This is a genomic window from Streptosporangium roseum DSM 43021, assembly GCF_000024865.1.
Classification (GTDB): domain Bacteria; phylum Actinomycetota; class Actinomycetes; order Streptosporangiales; family Streptosporangiaceae; genus Streptosporangium; species Streptosporangium roseum.
In genome coordinates this window covers 8,509,270-8,523,770 of sequence record NC_013595.1, presented here as the reverse complement: position 1 = coordinate 8,523,770, position 14,501 = coordinate 8,509,270, and the positions used below count along the sequence as shown (strand labels likewise).

Annotated in this window: 16 protein-coding genes and 1 riboswitch; of the genes, 7 read left to right on the top strand and 9 right to left on the bottom strand. The window is 70.1% G+C overall.

Going from position 1 to position 14,501, the window contains the following annotated elements:
• The first annotated feature begins 122 nt into the window (after positions 1 to 122).
• From SROS_RS37280 to SROS_RS48230, 4 genes are read left to right on the top strand one after another with little or no spacing between them, the layout of a single operon-like run.
• Positions 123 to 1,385, top strand: coding sequence for an extracellular solute-binding protein (locus SROS_RS37280; protein ID WP_012894125.1), 1,263 nt, complete (start codon positions 123 to 125; stop codon positions 1,383 to 1,385).
• On the top strand, positions 1,382 to 2,320 hold the full coding sequence (locus SROS_RS37275) for a carbohydrate ABC transporter permease (RefSeq protein WP_012894124.1): 939 nt from the start codon (positions 1,382 to 1,384) through the stop codon (positions 2,318 to 2,320). The genes SROS_RS37280 and SROS_RS37275 overlap by 4 nt, the downstream gene beginning before the upstream one ends.
• Complete coding sequence (locus tag SROS_RS37270; protein ID WP_012894123.1) at positions 2,317 to 3,156, top strand: carbohydrate ABC transporter permease; 840 nt, start codon at positions 2,317 to 2,319, stop codon at positions 3,154 to 3,156. The genes SROS_RS37275 and SROS_RS37270 overlap by 4 nt, the downstream gene beginning before the upstream one ends.
• Positions 3,153 to 5,039, top strand: a complete 1,887-nt coding sequence (locus SROS_RS48230) for a beta-N-acetylhexosaminidase (protein ID WP_012894122.1) — start codon at positions 3,153 to 3,155, stop codon at positions 5,037 to 5,039. The genes SROS_RS37270 and SROS_RS48230 overlap by 4 nt, the downstream gene beginning before the upstream one ends.
• Before the next feature lie 106 nt (positions 5,040 to 5,145).
• Here SROS_RS48230 and SROS_RS37260 read toward each other — a convergent pair whose 3' ends face one another.
• From SROS_RS37260 to SROS_RS37250, 3 genes are all read right to left on the bottom strand, one after another.
• Positions 5,146 to 5,655, bottom strand: a complete 510-nt coding sequence (locus SROS_RS37260; RefSeq protein ID WP_012894120.1) for a pyridoxamine 5'-phosphate oxidase family protein — start codon at positions 5,653 to 5,655, stop codon at positions 5,146 to 5,148.
• Entirely contained in the window at positions 5,645 to 6,049 is a 405-nt protein-coding gene (locus tag SROS_RS37255) for a helix-turn-helix transcriptional regulator (protein WP_012894119.1), read from the bottom strand. Before SROS_RS37255 ends, SROS_RS37260 begins: the two co-directional genes overlap by 11 nt.
• Before the next feature lie 134 nt (positions 6,050 to 6,183).
• Complete coding sequence (locus SROS_RS37250; protein ID WP_012894118.1) at positions 6,184 to 6,594, bottom strand: VOC family protein; 411 nt, start codon at positions 6,592 to 6,594, stop codon at positions 6,184 to 6,186.
• Between the two features lie 228 nt (positions 6,595 to 6,822).
• On the opposite strand from SROS_RS37250, the gene SROS_RS37245 reads away from it, so the two are divergent.
• From SROS_RS37245 to SROS_RS37235, 3 genes are all read left to right on the top strand, one after another.
• Positions 6,823 to 7,617, top strand: a complete 795-nt coding sequence (locus tag SROS_RS37245) for a DUF4253 domain-containing protein (RefSeq protein ID WP_245564422.1) — start codon at positions 6,823 to 6,825, stop codon at positions 7,615 to 7,617.
• A gap of 584 nt (positions 7,618 to 8,201) precedes the next feature.
• A riboswitch (cyclic di-AMP (ydaO/yuaA leader) is annotated at positions 8,202 to 8,351 on the top strand.
• Between the two features lie 221 nt (positions 8,352 to 8,572).
• The gene (locus SROS_RS54285; RefSeq protein WP_012894116.1) at positions 8,573 to 9,175 is read left to right on the top strand and encodes a hypothetical protein; all 603 of its coding nucleotides are present in this window, start codon (positions 8,573 to 8,575) and stop codon (positions 9,173 to 9,175) included.
• A 199-nt stretch (positions 9,176 to 9,374) separates the two neighbouring features.
• Positions 9,375 to 10,235 (top strand): alpha/beta fold hydrolase, encoded by an 861-nt coding sequence (locus SROS_RS37235; protein WP_012894115.1) that lies wholly within the window; start codon positions 9,375 to 9,377, stop codon positions 10,233 to 10,235.
• Positions 10,236 to 10,282: 47 nt separating this feature from the next.
• On the opposite strand, the gene SROS_RS37230 is transcribed toward SROS_RS37235, so the two are convergent.
• From SROS_RS37230 to SROS_RS37205, 6 genes are all read right to left on the bottom strand, one after another.
• On the bottom strand, positions 10,283 to 10,654 hold the full coding sequence (locus tag SROS_RS37230) for a hypothetical protein (RefSeq protein ID WP_012894114.1): 372 nt from the start codon (positions 10,652 to 10,654) through the stop codon (positions 10,283 to 10,285).
• Between the two features lie 11 nt (positions 10,655 to 10,665).
• Positions 10,666 to 11,052: a roadblock/LC7 domain-containing protein gene (locus tag SROS_RS37225; protein ID WP_425358623.1), complete on the bottom strand. Its 387-nt coding sequence runs from the start codon at positions 11,050 to 11,052 to the stop codon at positions 10,666 to 10,668.
• Between the two features lie 52 nt (positions 11,053 to 11,104).
• Positions 11,105 to 11,947 carry a MarR family transcriptional regulator gene (locus SROS_RS37220; protein WP_012894112.1) on the bottom strand — a complete coding sequence of 281 codons (843 nt, stop codon included), beginning with the start codon at positions 11,945 to 11,947 and terminating at the stop codon, positions 11,105 to 11,107.
• A gap of 4 nt (positions 11,948 to 11,951) precedes the next feature.
• Complete coding sequence (locus tag SROS_RS37215; RefSeq protein ID WP_012894111.1) at positions 11,952 to 12,332, bottom strand: hypothetical protein; 381 nt, start codon at positions 12,330 to 12,332, stop codon at positions 11,952 to 11,954.
• Positions 12,333 to 12,487: 155 nt separating this feature from the next.
• Entirely contained in the window at positions 12,488 to 13,699 is a 1,212-nt protein-coding gene (locus SROS_RS37210) for a DUF4032 domain-containing protein (RefSeq protein WP_012894110.1), read from the bottom strand.
• 4 nt (positions 13,700 to 13,703) lie between these two features.
• Positions 13,704 to 14,351: a class II aldolase/adducin family protein gene (locus tag SROS_RS37205; RefSeq protein WP_012894109.1), complete on the bottom strand. Its 648-nt coding sequence runs from the start codon at positions 14,349 to 14,351 to the stop codon at positions 13,704 to 13,706.
• Positions 14,352 to 14,501: the final 150 nt, after the last annotated feature.

Sequence of the window (14,501 nt, the reverse complement as noted above, 5' to 3'; positions counted from 1 at the left end):
GAGCCGAGGCTTCAAACGCCACTTTGCAGCACAAGGTTCTGCACTGCACAACAAAATACGCGGCCTCTTCCCGCGACCGCCGCCCCCTTCCTAAGGTCTGCCGCCAACAGGAGGAGAGAGCTGTGAAGATCCTGAACTGGGCGGCGGCAGGTGTGGCCCTGCTGGCCCTCGCCGCGTGCGCCCCTTCCACCGCCCCGTCCGCGAGCGGCGGCGACGACAAGTCCGGGACCCTGCGAGTGTGGCTCTTCGACGAGCCCAACCGCGCCCCCAAGGAGAAGATCGTCGGAGAGGCGATCAAGGAGTTCGGCGCCGCCAACGCGGATGTGAAGGTCGAGGTGACCTACATCCCGACGACGCCCGCCCGGCACGAGAAGTTCAAAGGCGCGTTCAACGACCCGGCGAGCGCCCCCGACGTCGCCGAGTACGGCAACACCGACCTCGCCGAGTACGCCGCCGCGGGAGGCTTCGCCGACCTGAGCGCCGACCTGCAGAGCTGGACGGAGGGCAAGGACGTCGGCGCCGACCTGCTCAAGTCCGCGACCGTCGACGGCAAGGTCTACGGCCTGCCCTGGTACATCGGCATCCGCGCGCTCTACTACCGCACCGACGTCTTCGAGGAGCTCGGCCTCAAGCCGCCCACGACGATCGGGAACCTCACCTCGGCCGCCCGTGAGATCCGCAAGAAGAAGCCCGAGCTGTACGGCATCGCCGTCGGCGGCGAGTACACCTTCGGCGCGCTCCCGTTCGTCTGGGACGCCGGCGGCGACATCGAGAGCCTCGACAGCCCCGAGGCCCGCAAGGGCGTGCAGGCCTACACCGACCTGCTCAGCGACGACAACTGCCCGCCGCAGGCCTGCGCGAGTCTCACCGGCGGCAAGACCGTCGAGCTGTTCGCCAGCGGCAAGGCGGCCATGGGCATCCTCGGCAACTTCAGCCGCTCCGCGGTCGACGCGGGAGCGGCGGCGGGCAAGTACGCCGTGGTGCCGCTGCCGGGCGCCAAGGAGGGGACGATCGCCCCGGCCTTCTCCGGCGGCAACAACCTCGGCGTCATGAAGAACAGCAAGCACCGCTCGCTGGCCGTCAAGTTCCTGCAGCTGCTGGGCGGCAAGGCCTACCAGACCAAGATGTACGAGGCCATGGGCAACCTGCCCACGCTGACCTCGGCCCGTGACGAGCTCGCGGCCAAGGACTCCTTCCTCAAGCCGTTCCTCGACACCGTCGCGGCCGGCACCCGCTTCGTGCCGATCGACCCGGCCTGGGTGAAGATCGACAACCAGAAGGTCATCCCGACCATGCTCCAGAAGATCGCCACCAAGCAGGCCACCGTCGAGCAGGCCACCGACGAGGCAGCCGCGGCGGTGAAGGCCGCGTTCGGCCGGTCATGACGACGGTCACCACGGCGCCGGCGGACCCGGAGACCCGGGTCCGCCGGGCGCCGCCACGTCCCAGGGGCAGGCTCCGGCCCTGGCTCTACCTGCTGCCGTCCGCGGCCGTGCTGCTGCCGCTCTTCGGCTACCCGATCTACATGCTCGGCCTGCTGTCGGTGTTCGACTACCGGCAGGCACAGGTCAGCGGGGGCGAGCCCACGCGTTTCATCGGTTTCGACAACTACGCGACGCTCCTGGGCGACCAACGCTTCTGGTCGGTGCTGGCGCAGACCGTGGTGTTCGCCGCCGCCCTGGTGATCGCGACCCTGGCGGTCGGCGCGGCGCTCGCCGTCGTGCTGACCAAGGCCGGCAGGGTGCCGCGCCTGCTGCTGTCGCTGGCGGCCATGGCCGCCTGGGCCGCACCCGCGATGACCGGGTCGACGGTCTGGATGTTCCTGTTCGACGCCGACCTGGGCCTGGTCAACCAGCTCCTGGGCATCGAGGGCTACAACTGGTTCTACGACAAGTGGGTCACGTTCGGCATCGTCGGAGCGACCGTGGTCTGGCACTCCTTCCCCTTCGTCATGGTGACGCTCTACGCCGGGATCCAGGCCGTCCCGAGCTCGGTGCTGGAGGCGGCCTCGCTCGACGGGGCCTCGGCCTGGCACAGCTTCTGGCGGGTCATCGTGCCGATGCTGCGGCCGCTGGTCACGATCGTGGTCATTCAGTCGATCATCTGGGACTTCAAGATCTTCACGCAGATCTACGTGATGACCAACGGCGGCGGCATCGCGGGACAGAACTCCGTGCTGAACGTCTACGCCTACCAGACCGCCTTCGGCTCCTCGGAGTACGGGCTCGGCTCGGCGATCGGTGTGATCATGACGCTGATCCTGCTCGTGGTCACCCTGCTCTACATCCGCGCCCTCTACCGCAGCGGGGAGAAGCTGTGAGCAGATCCCGCCTGGTCGCCAACACCGTCGCGGTGGTCGCCGCGGTCGTCACGCTCTTCCCGATCTACTGGATGGTCCTCTCGGCGCTCAAGCCCGCGGGCGAGATCCAGTCGCTGGAGGTCCGCCCCTGGACCCTGGCCCCCACCTTCGAGCACTTCCAGCGCGTGCTCGGCGGCGAGAACTTCAGCAGATACCTCCTCAACAGTCTCGGCATCGCCCTGACGGTCGTCGTCCTGTCCGCGCTGGTGGCCTTCCTCGCCGCCGTGGCGGTCACCCGGTTCCACTTCCGGTTCCGCACGACCGTGCTGATCATGTTCCTGGTGGCGCAGATGGTGCCCGTGGAGGCGCTCACCATCCCGCTGTTCTTCCTGATCCGCGACATCGGTACGGCGGTGCCGGGCGTGGGGCTCAACACGCTGGGCTCGCTCGTCCTGGTCCACCTGGCCTTCTCGCTGCCGTTCGCGGTATGGATGATGCGGGGGTTCGTGGCCGCGGTGCCCGAGGCGCTGGAGGAGGCCGCGATGATCGACGGCGCGAGCCGCTCCGTCATCCTGTGGCGGATCCTGTTCCCCCTCGTCGCGCCGGGTCTGATCGCGACCAGCGTGTTCTCCTTCATCGCCGCCTGGAACGACTTCATCTTCGCCAGGACCTTCATCATCTCGGCCAAGGACAACCAGACCCTGCCCGCGGCCCTGCTGGTCTTCTTCAAACCCGACGAGAACGACTGGGGAGGAATCATGGCGGCTTCGACGCTGATGACCATTCCTGTACTGATCTTCTTCGTGGCCGTCCAGCGCAGGCTGGTGGCAGGGCTCGGCGGGGCGGTGAAGGATTGACCCCCCAGGACCGGCCCTCGCACGGATCCCCCTCCCCGCGACCGGCCCCCCGGCATCCGGCCCCGCCCGGCCAGGGCTCCGGAACTCCCGGGCAGGGCTCCGGACCGGCGGCCGCGTACGGCCTGATCCCGCTGCCCTCCTCGGTCCGGCCGGGCTCCGGCGAGTTCACGCTGACCGCCGGGACCGCTCTCGACGCCCCGCCCGAGCTGGCCGCCGTCGCCGCCTGGCTCCGCTCGGCACTCGGCCCGGCCACCGGCTGCGCCCTCCTGCCGTCGGGGGCCGGGATCCCGGGCGTCGCCGGCGGGGACGGTGCCGGGGCGGACGCGGACGCGGAGCGTGCGGCCGGGGGAGAGGGGCGCATCGTGCTGGCGCTCGGCCCCGGTCTGGCGGCCGAGGAGTTCCGGCTCCGGATCACCCCCTCCGGCGTGCGGATCACCGGCGGTGACGCCGCGGGAGTGTTCTACGGGGCGCAGACCCTCCGCCTGCTGCTCCCGCCCGCCGCGCTGCGCCGGGCGCCCGTCGCGGGCGGCCCGCTGACGGTGCCCGCCACCGAGATCGAGGACCGGCCCCGGTACGGCTGGCGCGGATGCATGCTGGACGTCGCCCGGCACTTCATGCCCAAGGCGGACCTGCTGCGCTTCATCGACCTGCTCGCCCTGCACCGGCTGAACGTGCTCCACCTCCACCTCACCGACGACCAGGGCTGGCGGGTGGAGATCGCGAAGTATCCCCGGCTGACCTCGGTGGGAGGCTGGCGGTCGTCGAGCATGCTCGGCTCCCGCCAGCACGAGACCTTCCTGCCGCGCCCGCACGGCGGCTTCTACACCGCCGACGACGTGCGGGAGATCGTCGCCTACGCGGCCGAGCGGTACGTCACCGTGGTGCCCGAGATCGACCTGCCCGGTCACACCCAGGCCGCGGTCGCCGCCTACCCCTGGCTCGCCCCGGAGGCGGCCGGCGTCCCGGAGGCGGCCGGCGTCCCGGAGGCGGCCGGCGTCCCGGAGGCGGTTGACCGCCCGGACACGGCCGAGGCTCCGGGAGTGGCCGACGGCCGGGACACAGCCGACGGCCCGGACGCGGCCGACGGTGCGGGGCCGGTCGGGGTCCGCGCCGCGTGGGGGCTCTCCCCGCACTGCCTCGACGTCACCTCCGCCGCGGCGCTGGACTTCTGCCGTGACGTCCTGGACGAGGTCATGGAGCTGTTCCCCGGCTCGCACGTGGGCATCGGCGGCGACGAGTGCCCGGGTGACGCCCGCTCGCGGGCCGCCTTCGTCGCCGCCCTCGCCGAACACGTCACCGGACGGGGGCGCGTGCCGTACGCCTGGGACGAGATCCTGGAGTGCGGGGCGGTGCCCGGTGTGACGGTGGCGGCCTGGCGCGGGCCCGACGCGGCGGCCGTGGCGGCGCGGGCCGGCCACCAGGTGGTCTCCTGCCCGGACATGTTTGTCTACTTCGACTATCGCCAGTCGGAGCTGCCGGACGAGCCCATCCCCGTCGGCCCGCCCCTCTCCCTCCAGGACGTCCACGCCTTCGAACCCGAGCCGGCGGGGCTGACCGCCGACGAGCGCTCCCGCGTGATCGGAGCCCAGTGCAACGTCTGGACCGAGCACATGGACACCCCGAGGGCCGTCGACTACATGGTCTTCCCGCGGCTGTGCGCGTTCGCCGAGGTCGTGTGGTCCGCGGACCGCGCGCCGTACCCGGACTTCGCCCGGCGGCTGGAGGCGCACACGGCCCGGCTCGACGCGCTGGGAGTGGAGTACCGGCCCGCGGCGGGACCGCGTCCCTGGCAGAGCCGTCCCGACGCGCCCGGCTGGCCGATCAGCAAGGCCCGGCGCGAGGCCATGGTGGCCGAGTTCGGCGTCGGCAAGCACCAGGGGTGAAGCCGGTCACCGCGGCCGCCGTCCGTGCCGTCGGCGGCCGCGGCGATGGAGGCCGAGTGGGGGGCGTCCGGGCAAGTGCCGCATGGCGCCCAGCCGCGCGACCTCCTCACCCGGCTGCGGGAGATCGATCCGTGTCCGGAGCGCTGAGCCACTTTCCGTCGATCATGAGATCGCGCCCGGCGAGCTCGTTCGCCTCGCGCCAGGCCTGCACCTGGAGCGGGACGATCCGGAAGTAGGGGTAGGCGCCGCGCTGCTTGCGCGGGTCGAAACCCGCCTTGACGGCGAAGGCGTCGCCGACCTCGGCCGGGATCTCGGCGGCGGGTATCACCTCGCGCACCTCGGCGTCGATCAGGACGACGTCGCGGGTGGGGCCGAGCGCCACCCTGACCTTGCCGGTGGCCTCCAGGAACCTGGCCGTCGGGTTGGTCCTGGCCGTGGAGACGAGCAGGGCCTGGCCGTCCCAGAGGAACGACAGCGGCACGAGGTACGGCAGGCCCGCCGGGTCGGCGGTGGCGAACCAGGCGTCGACGTCGTGCTCAAGCCGGTCCAGCGTGTCGCGGATGCGCTGGTCGAAGGCGCGGGCGGGAGGGTTCACGGTGGTCAGGTTAGCGCTCATCGGTCAACCCCGGGCCCCGGCGGTCTGCCGCGCGGCGCTGGTAGGTGGTGGGCGACATGCCGACCAGCTCGGTGAAGCGGGCGCTGAAGGTGTCCGGCGATGAGCAGCCGACCGAGGAGCAGACCTCGGTGACGCTGAGATCGCCGCGACGCAGCAGCGCCGTCGCGCGCTCGACGCGACGTGCCGTCAGATAGGCGTACGGCGACTCGCCGTACGCGATCTGGAACTGCCGGCTGAGGTGCACGGCCGGCATGGCCGCGTCGAGGGCGAGTGCCTCGACGTTCAGCGGCCGCGCGTACTCCCGGTCGATCCGGTCGCGGACGCGGCGCAGCCGCGCGAAGTCGACCAGTCGTTGCGCGGCGACAAGCGCGTGCGCCCATGCGGGATGACACATGAGGGAACCCTTTCATCGATGTTCGCAAACACCTGCGTACAAGCCGAGGGTGGAGAACGCCTCGGTCCGGTGGCCGGCATCGCGGGGAGGCGTGGAAGCACCGGCCACCGAGGCCCGATCGGTCGCCGGACGGCTCAGCGAAGCTCCTGGATGCGGATCAGGTTGCCCGCGGGATCGCGGAAGGCGCAGTCGCGAACGCCGTACGGCTGATCGGTCGGCTCCTGGACGACCTCGGCGCCGCCGGCCTGCACCTTCTCGAAGATGCCGTCGAGGTCGGGGGTGGCCAGCAGGATCCAGCCGTAGGTGCCCTTGGCCATCATCTCGACGATGGTGCGGCGCTCGTCCTCGGTGACGCCGGGGTCGGCGGCCGGCGGCGCCAGGAGGATGGAAGTGCCGGGCCGGCCGACGGGGCCGACCGTGATCCAGCGCATCTTGCCGTGTCCGACGTCGCTGCGGACCTCGAAGCCGAGGGTGTCGCGGTAGAAGACCAGGGCGGCGTCCGGGTCGTCATGAGGAAGGGAGGTCGTGTGAATGGTGATGTCCATAGCGGTCACGTTAGTTGCGGCGCGGTGACCGGTGCTTCTCGATTCCTGATCCGCCCGGCCACCTGTCGCGCGCCGCCCGGCGCCGGCTCCCGTCCGGCGTGATACCGATGATTTTCGCCCGGTCCCGGGGCTAACTGTCGCTCGGAGTGCCTGACAGGCCAAAATTGACCCGTGGGCAGGATCGGATCGGTAGGGATGAGCGATTGCGAGCGTGGGCAACTTCCGCCAGTGCTGGGCCAGCTGTTCGCCGACGGCGGTGACGGGCGCACGCTCTCCAGCGTGCTGCCGCCCGGGGACGTGGTCTGGCCCGATCCCGGTTACGCGAAGTTCGCGATCGACCACCGTCCGGCGTTCTGGCTGAGCGACCTGCCGGTCTCCGGCGAGCTCTGGGCCGGGCTGCGGGCCGAGCACGGGCGCTCGGGCCTGTGGCCGGTGCTGCTGGAGGACTCCGTCCAGCCGTGGTCGGCCGGGCAGATCGCCCCGGACGCGGTGGCCGAGATCGACAACTACCACGCCGCCGCGTTCATGGCCGAGGTGTGGTCGGACTGGATCGAGAAGGCCCACGCCGACCAGCTCGAACTGCTGGCCCCCTTCGGCCCGCGGTGCCCGGGGCCGGCCGCCTCGGGGAAGCTCGCCGCCGATCCCGGCGTGGTCGCCGACTGGTACGCCGGGATGGTGGCCGAGCGCAGGACCCCGCTCGGGCTGGTCGCGGCGGATCGAGGGGCCGACGTGCTGGCCGTCATGGGATGGCAGGGCGCGCTGAACCACAACGAGTGGATGGTCCCGCTCGCGGCCGTGGTGCGGAGCTGGGAGGACAGGTTCGGGGCGCGGGTGGTCGGCGTCGGCTTCAACACCCTGGACCTGAGCGTCGCCGCCCCCCCGGTCACCCCCGAACACGCCCTGCACGTCGCCGCCGAGCACTGGACGTTCTGCCCCGACAGCGTCATCTACAGCGCCGGGACGCTGGTCGACTACGCCCAGGAGATCATGGGCAGGAACGCCTGGTCGTTCTGGTGGGACTGATCATCCGAGCGGGAAGCGCCGGAGCGGCGGGTCTCGCCCGCGGTTCACGCGTGCGGCGGGTGGACGAGCAGGCATTGCTTGCCGCCGGCGTCGGCGAGGTTGCCCGTTCCAGCCGTCCGGCGGCTGGGTATCGCCGGTCGTGACCGGGGCTTTACACGCGGCGGGTCAGGCGTCTCCGGATCTTTCAAGAAGCACGCGTAACCCCCGGCTGACCGGCGTTTCCATCGACCCGTGGATGTATGCGGAGGTGAACGTCACCGCCGTGAGAAGGGCCGGGGCGCCGGCCGCCGCGACGACCGCGGCAATCCTGCAATTGTTCGTCAAGCGGGATGCGGCGGGGGATGAGAAGTAAGGACATGCAGGTCAAGGGCATGATCATCGGTTAACTATCAGATAACTTTCCCAATAGTCCCGGTGAGGTCAACGTCTCAGGCGGAGTGGTCAAGACTTGGCCAATGGCCCTTTCTTGGCCGATGAAGGTAGATCTTCTGGGTTTTCCATGGGTTTTGTTTTGCTTTGTGCCTGAATGGGCGCTAGTGTCCTATTCGTGATCGGTTGGTGACCTGCCCTTCAGCGGAAGGAGCGGCCGGCCGACGTCGAATCCCGGAGGCCGTCAGGGCCACGGGAACCGGGGACCCACTTCTTGGGGTGAATCCGCCGCGAACCTGCGGCGGTAGGGCAACTCCACCGCCCGAATCCGTCAGCTAACCCGGTAGACGAGATGGAGAGGAGATCACCAATGGGGCACACCGCCCTCTTCCTGTCGGTACCCGCCTCATTGGCGCCGACCCTCTAAGACTTCCTTGCCGCGTCCGAACGCGGCGCCCCCCACCGCGCTCCGCGTAGCGCCTGGGCTGCCCGGCTACGCCTCTTCTGTCTGTGAGCGCGTATTCGCCTGCGCCTCTTCACGGCGCACGCGTCCTCCCCGTTCCCTCGCGAAAGAGTCTTCTACCTCATGCGTTTCTCCCTTGGCATACGTAAGAACCGGTTCCTGGCCGCCACCCTCCTCGGTGCGAGCGTCCTGACCTCCGCGGGCGTCGTCTCGGCGCTCCCCGCCGCGGCCGGCGCCTCCTCCACCCCCGGCTCCGAGTCCGGCGCCGAGAGCGTCCTGCTGAAGGGCTCCACCAAGGCCTCGTACTTCTGGGACGACTCCTCCGGCCGCGCAGGCGACACCGGCCTGCCCGCGAGCGGCAAGCCCATGCAGAAGGGCATGATCGCCAGCCCGAGCTGGCCCCTCCTGACCGAGGGCTACGTCGTCTACAAGGGCAAGAAGGCCAAGTTCTTCGTCGGCGACCGCGGTCCCGGCGTGCCCTCCAGCAGCGGCGTCATGATCGACCTCGACGCCAAGACCTTCGCCGACCTGACCGGCGGCACCTTCAACTCCGACACGCTCGGCGTGGACGGCAACGGCGGCATGGGCCACATCAAGGTCGACTACGTCATCACCAAGTGGGGCAACGGCGTGGGCAAGAAGAACTACCCCGTGCCGTTCTCCGCCGGCGCGTGGGGCCGCATGGACAACAACCCGGCCACCCCGCCGCAGGTCGTCAACAAGTAACGCGAGACCGCGGGGAGGGTGGAAGCCCTCCTCCGCGTCCCCCGCGAGCCCCCTCCACCTCCCCGGCTCGCACCCCCGTCGAGAAGCAAGAGCGGACACGCCGTACGGCGTGTCCGCTCTTGCTCTCATTTCTACCGAATGACATTCTGTTTCCTGTGACCAGCACGGCATCCGGCATGACCGGCGCGGCGGGAGCGCCATGATCCTGCGCGCTCCGGCGAACGGCATAGAGCTCGCCTACGAGACCTTCGGCTCGCCCGCGGGCCGCCCGCTTCTCCTGATCATGGGACTCGGCGCCCAGCTCATCCACTGGGACGAGGGGTTCTGCGAGCTGCTCGCCGGCCGCGGGCACCACGTGGTCAGGTTCGACAACCGGGACGCCGGCGAGTCCACCCATCTCCGCGACGCCGCGGTGCCCGCCTTCGGCGGCGACGGGCGGGCCCCCTACCTGCTGGACGACATGGCCGACGACGCCGCCGGGCTGCTCGACGCGCTCGGCTGGGAGTCCGCGCACGTGGTCGGCGCCTCGATGGGAGGCATGATCGCCCAGTCGCTGGCGATCCGCCACCCGCGCCGGGTGCGCAGCCTCACCTCCATCATGTCCACACCCAGCCCGCACGCCGCCCCGCCCAGCAAGGCCGCGATGGCGGCGCTCATGGGGCCGGTCTCGGCCGATCGCGAGACGGCGATCCGGCAGTCGCTGGTGACCTGGGAGGTCATCGGCTCGCCGGGATACCCGCTCGACCGCGACCGGATCGCCCGGGTGGCCGGGCTGAGCTACGACCGCTCCTACGACCCGGCCGGTACGGCCAGGCAGCTCGCCGGGATCATCGCCTCCGGCGACCGCGCGCCGCTGCTCAAGGACCTTGAGGTGCCCGCCCTCGTGCTGCACGGCGAGGACGACCAGCTCGTGCCGCTCTCCGGGGGCATCGCCACGGCCGGGGCGATCCCCGGGGCCAGGCTGATCACCTTCCCCGGGATGGGTCACGACCTGCCGCGCCCGCTCTGGCCCGAGTTCGTCGCCGCGATCGACGAGCTCACCGCCGTGGCCGACGGTTGAGCTCCGGTACGGCTTGCGCCTCCCGGGGCGCAAGCCGTACCGGAGGATCAGACTTCGAGCTTCTCCTCGATGCCGCGCATGTGGTGCCGCGCGAGCGCCAGGTTGGCCCGGCTGCGGTCCAGTGCCAGGTAGAGGAAGAGCCCCTTGCCGCCCCGGCCGCTGACCGGGCGGATCACGTGGTACTGGCCGCTGAGCGTGATGAGGATGTCCTCGATGCCGTCCTTGAGCCCCAGCGACTCCATGGTCCGCATCTTGGCCTTGACGACCTCGGTGTTGCCCGCCGCCGCGACCTGGAGATCGAGCTCTTTGGAGCCGCCGAGGGCCCCCAGCGCCATGCCGCTGTTGTAGTCCACGACCACCGCGCCGATGGCGCCGTCGATCGTCATCATCTCTTTGAGAGAGATGTCCATGTTGCCCATGTTGTCTCCGATCACTGGGTTATCGATATGCGGGATGTGATGGCGGCGACGTTCGCCGCGGTCTTGCGGCCCTCCAGCCGCAGCAGCCCGAGGTTGGTCCCGGGGCGGGCGAGAACTGTGAGGACGATCTTTGGACCGGCGGCGTAGCAGGCCGCGTAGCCGTTGGTGCCGGAGATCAGCGTCTCCTCGAAGGCGCCCTTGCCGGCCATGCCCGTCATCCGGCGGCTGAGGGCCAGCAGCGCGGACGACAGCGCGCCGGTCTGCTCGGCGCCGTCGTTGAGATCGCTGGCTATCGTCAGGCCGTCGACGCTGCACGCGATGCATCCGTCCACGTCCGGGATGCGCTCCCGCAGCAACGCCATCTCCCGGCGCACCTCGTCACGTAGTTCCACTGGCATCCTCCTTCCGATCAGCTTCAGCGTCCGCAGCCTCATCGGCGCCGGACCAAGCTCACGAGAGTGCCTCCAATGCGTTTCTGAGCCGGATGAGCAGGTTCACGTCGGTGGGGTCGCCCGTCATCGGGGGGAGCGGCGCGGATGGCCCGGAGGTCTCCGTCGCGACGGCCGCGAGGCTCCTGGAGTCGTCGGTGCCGCCCTTCGTCCGCCTGGGCAGCGCCTCGGGCTCGTCGGGCCCCGCCGCGGAGGTGCGGATCAGCCCGGCCGCGGCGAGCTGCCGTACGGCGAGCAGCACCGAGTAGGCCGGGCGGCCGAGCTTGCGCGCCAGGTCACCGGGGGTCGCCGCCGAGTCGGCGCCGACCAGCACCTCCCACTGGAGCGAGGTCAGCACCACCCGCTGGCAGGGGACGCGTCCCACCGGGACGACCGGAAGCGTGTCCAGTTCGGCGGACGGCCAGGCCTGGTCCAACTGCGTCCTCCTTCGCCTGCACTCCCGGAGCAGTCCGGTCACGTCGAAGTACCACTGGGGGCCGAGCCAGTGCCGGTCGCCCGGCCGGAACCTCGGCCGGTGCCCGGTGGCGTCGAACAGGAAGTAGACGGCGTCGAGCACCGCGCTCAGCACGCAGAACTCCAGCTCGCCCCGGGTGAGCACGCCCTGGGAGACCAGCAGCTCGCCGCCCCGCCGGTCCTCGCCGGCGGACTGCCTGGCCTGCCGTACGGCGTGGGCGGAGACCCTCCGGCCGGCGGTCAGCAGATCCTCCAGCCGCGGGGCGGCCGCGCTCTCGGCGTAGGTCACCCGGCCGCCGGTGAGGTAGAACATCCCGGCCTTGCCCAGCCGCAGCGCGCCCGTGGCGCGATCGTCCGCCAGCCCGCTGAGTACGCTCTCCACGGTCGCCATGGCTTCACGTCGTTATAAGTCGGCCGGAAAGGGCCTGAAGGCGATGGCGGGCCAGAGCCAGATTCGAGCGCTCCAGATCGAGCCGTACATAAATCACCAGAGGGCCGTCGAAAACCGTTTCCAGCGGCCTTAATAAATGATGTCCGTTATCCGTTGTTATGATCATGTCGCTGATCCGGATCGTTCCGCCGGGAGAGGTCGTGGCGAGTCCGTCCAGCGTCGCCCGCAGGGTCTCGCTCAACCCCGCGGCCGACTTCTCCGTGTCGACGTGGCGGCTCCCGCCGCCGACGGCCACGGCCGTCCCGCTGGTCTGATCGATCAGGATCGCGTCCAGGGCGCCGGGGATGGCCATGACCTCAGCCAGGCAGTCTTCGATTCCGAGCACGGGCTCTCCCTCGCCAACGACTTTCGTGACGTCGCCCGGTCAGCGTAGGGATATCACCTGGAACCCAAACTGTCCTGATTGCATGTGATACACGGGGAGATAGAAGAAAAGATAACCAGGTATAAGGATCTATAACCCGAGGAGTAAAACGTCCGTCAGTCCTCGGTAATGAGCGCCTGCTCGTCCGGCTTGAAGACAAGAACGTTCTTCACATAGGAATCCACGGCGGCGGGGAGGCCGACGTCGTTGCCGGCCGCCTCGGACATGAACCAGCGGTGGTCGAGCATCTCGTGGAAGAGCTGGGCCGGTTCCAGCTTGTGCCGCAGTTCCTGCGGGACGGTCTCCACCGTGGGGTGGAAAACCTCCGCCAGCCACCGGTGGGCCACGATCGCCTCGTCCTCGTGGCGCAGGCCGTACGACACCCGGAACGAGTCGAGGTCGTTCAGCAGCCGCCTGGCCTGGTTCTCCTCCACGTCCAGACCGGTGAGCCTGAGGAGCCTGCGCTGGTGGTGGCCGGCGTCCACGACCTTGGGGCGGACGATCAGCCGGCCGGTGCCGGCCTTGCGGCGGACCATCATCTCGGCGACGTCGAAGCCGAGGGTGTTCAGCCGGCGGATCCGCTGGTCGATCATGTGCCAGTCCACCTCGTCGATGATCTCGTCGGAGGTGAGCTCGCTCCAGAGCCCGCGATAGCGCGCGCAGACCGAGTCGGCGACCTGCTCGGGGTCGATGGAGGAGTGGAGCAGGCCACCCGCCTCCAGGTCGAGCATCTCGCCGAAGATGTTGGTGTGCGCGACGTCGATGTCGTACAGCCGCTGGCCCTCGCTGATCATGGGGTGGAGCTCCCCGGTCTCGGCGTCGACCAGGTAGGCGGCGAAGGAGCCCGCGTCCCGGCGGAACAGCACGTTCGACAGCGAGCAGTCCCCCCAGTAGAAACCGGTCAGGTGCAGCCGGACCAGCAGTACGGCCAGCGCGTCGAGCAGCCGGTTGAGCGTCTCGGGCCGGACCGTGCCCGACATGACCGCCCGGTAGGGCAGGGAGAACTGCAGGTGCTGGGTGATCAGCGCGGAGTCGAGCGGCTGCCCGTCCGCGCCGGTCCGCCCGGTGACCACGGCCACCGGCTCCACCGACGGGGTGTCCAGCCGGTTCAGGTCCCACAGCAGGCGGTATTCCCGCTTGGCGTAGTACTCGCTGATCTCCTTGATCGCGTAGACCCTGCCGGAGAGCCGGGCGAAGCGCACCACGTGCCGGGAGATGCCGCGTGGCAGCGAGACCAGGTGGTGTTCGGGCCACTGCTCCAGCGGGACGTCCCAGGGGAGGCGGATCAGATCCGGGTCGCCAGGGGCGCCGGTGAGCTGGAGGGGCATGGGATCAGTCCTCGCGACGGGGGAAACGGGGAGGGGAGAAGGCGCGCTGGACCACCGCGGAGAGCTGTTCCTCGGTGAGCACCCGGGGCTCGCCGACGGACTTGGCCCGCACGTAGACCTCGCAGAGCCATTCCAGCAGCCGGGTCGCCTCGAAGGCCTTGTGCAGGTCGTCGCCGACGGTCACCCCGCCGTGGTTGGCCAGCAGCGCGGCCCGCCTGTCCTTCAGGGCGGCCCTGACGTTGGCGGCCAGCTCGGGGGTGCCGAAGGTGGCGTAGTCGGCGACCCTGACGGTCCCGCCGAGCAGCAGCGTGTTGTAGTGGATCGGCGGCAGCTCGGTCATGGTCGTGGCGACCACGGTGCCGAAGGTGGAGTGGGTGTGCACCACGGCCCGCGCGTCGGTGGTCGTATAGACCGCCAGGTGCATGGGCGTCTCGGAGGACGGCTGCAGCTCTCCCTCGACCAGGTGGCCCTCGACGTCGATCACCGGGCAGGCCTCGGGTTCCAGCCGGTCCAGGGAGACCCCGCTGGGCGTCACCGCGATCAGATCGCCGGCGCGCGCGCTCAGGTTTCCGGCAGTGCCGACCACGAGTCCGGTCTCCGCGGCCCTGCGGCCGTATTCACACAGCAGACGACGCTGCTCCGCCAGCAACATGTCAGCAAAAGTAGGGGCTTGCGGTGGTGGGCGGCAAACCATCATTATCTGGTCTAGACCGGTTGCCGCTCATGGGCCGCCGGAAGGCGTGCATCCCTTACTCTCCCGCAAGTCCCGGAGTCAATGGTCTTGCTGGGGTTATGGGGTACT

Bases quoted from the DNA above. Each gene is read 5' to 3' on its own strand.
- SROS_RS37275 (WP_012894124.1), top strand. From the start codon at position 1,382: ATGACGACGGTCACCACGGCGCCGGCGGACCCGGAGACCCGGGTCCGC.
- SROS_RS37260 (WP_012894120.1), bottom strand. From the start codon at position 5,655: ATGAGCGCTAACCTGACCACCGTGAACCCTCCCGCCCGCGCCTTCGAC.
- SROS_RS37255 (WP_012894119.1), bottom strand. From the start codon at position 6,049: ATGTGTCATCCCGCATGGGCGCACGCGCTTGTCGCCGCGCAACGACTG.
- SROS_RS37250 (WP_012894118.1), bottom strand. From the start codon at position 6,594: ATGGACATCACCATTCACACGACCTCCCTTCCTCATGACGACCCGGAC.
- SROS_RS54285 (WP_012894116.1), top strand. From the start codon at position 8,573: ATGCGTTTCTCCCTTGGCATACGTAAGAACCGGTTCCTGGCCGCCACC.
- SROS_RS37235 (WP_012894115.1), top strand. From the start codon at position 9,375: ATGATCCTGCGCGCTCCGGCGAACGGCATAGAGCTCGCCTACGAGACC.
- SROS_RS37230 (WP_012894114.1), bottom strand. From the start codon at position 10,654: ATGGGCAACATGGACATCTCTCTCAAAGAGATGATGACGATCGACGGC.
- SROS_RS37225 (WP_425358623.1), bottom strand. From the start codon at position 11,052: ATGCCAGTGGAACTACGTGACGAGGTGCGCCGGGAGATGGCGTTGCTG.
- SROS_RS37220 (WP_012894112.1), bottom strand. From the start codon at position 11,947: ATGGCGACCGTGGAGAGCGTACTCAGCGGGCTGGCGGACGATCGCGCC.
- SROS_RS37210 (WP_012894110.1), bottom strand. From the start codon at position 13,699: ATGCCCCTCCAGCTCACCGGCGCCCCTGGCGACCCGGATCTGATCCGC.
- SROS_RS37205 (WP_012894109.1), bottom strand. From the start codon at position 14,351: ATGTTGCTGGCGGAGCAGCGTCGTCTGCTGTGTGAATACGGCCGCAGG.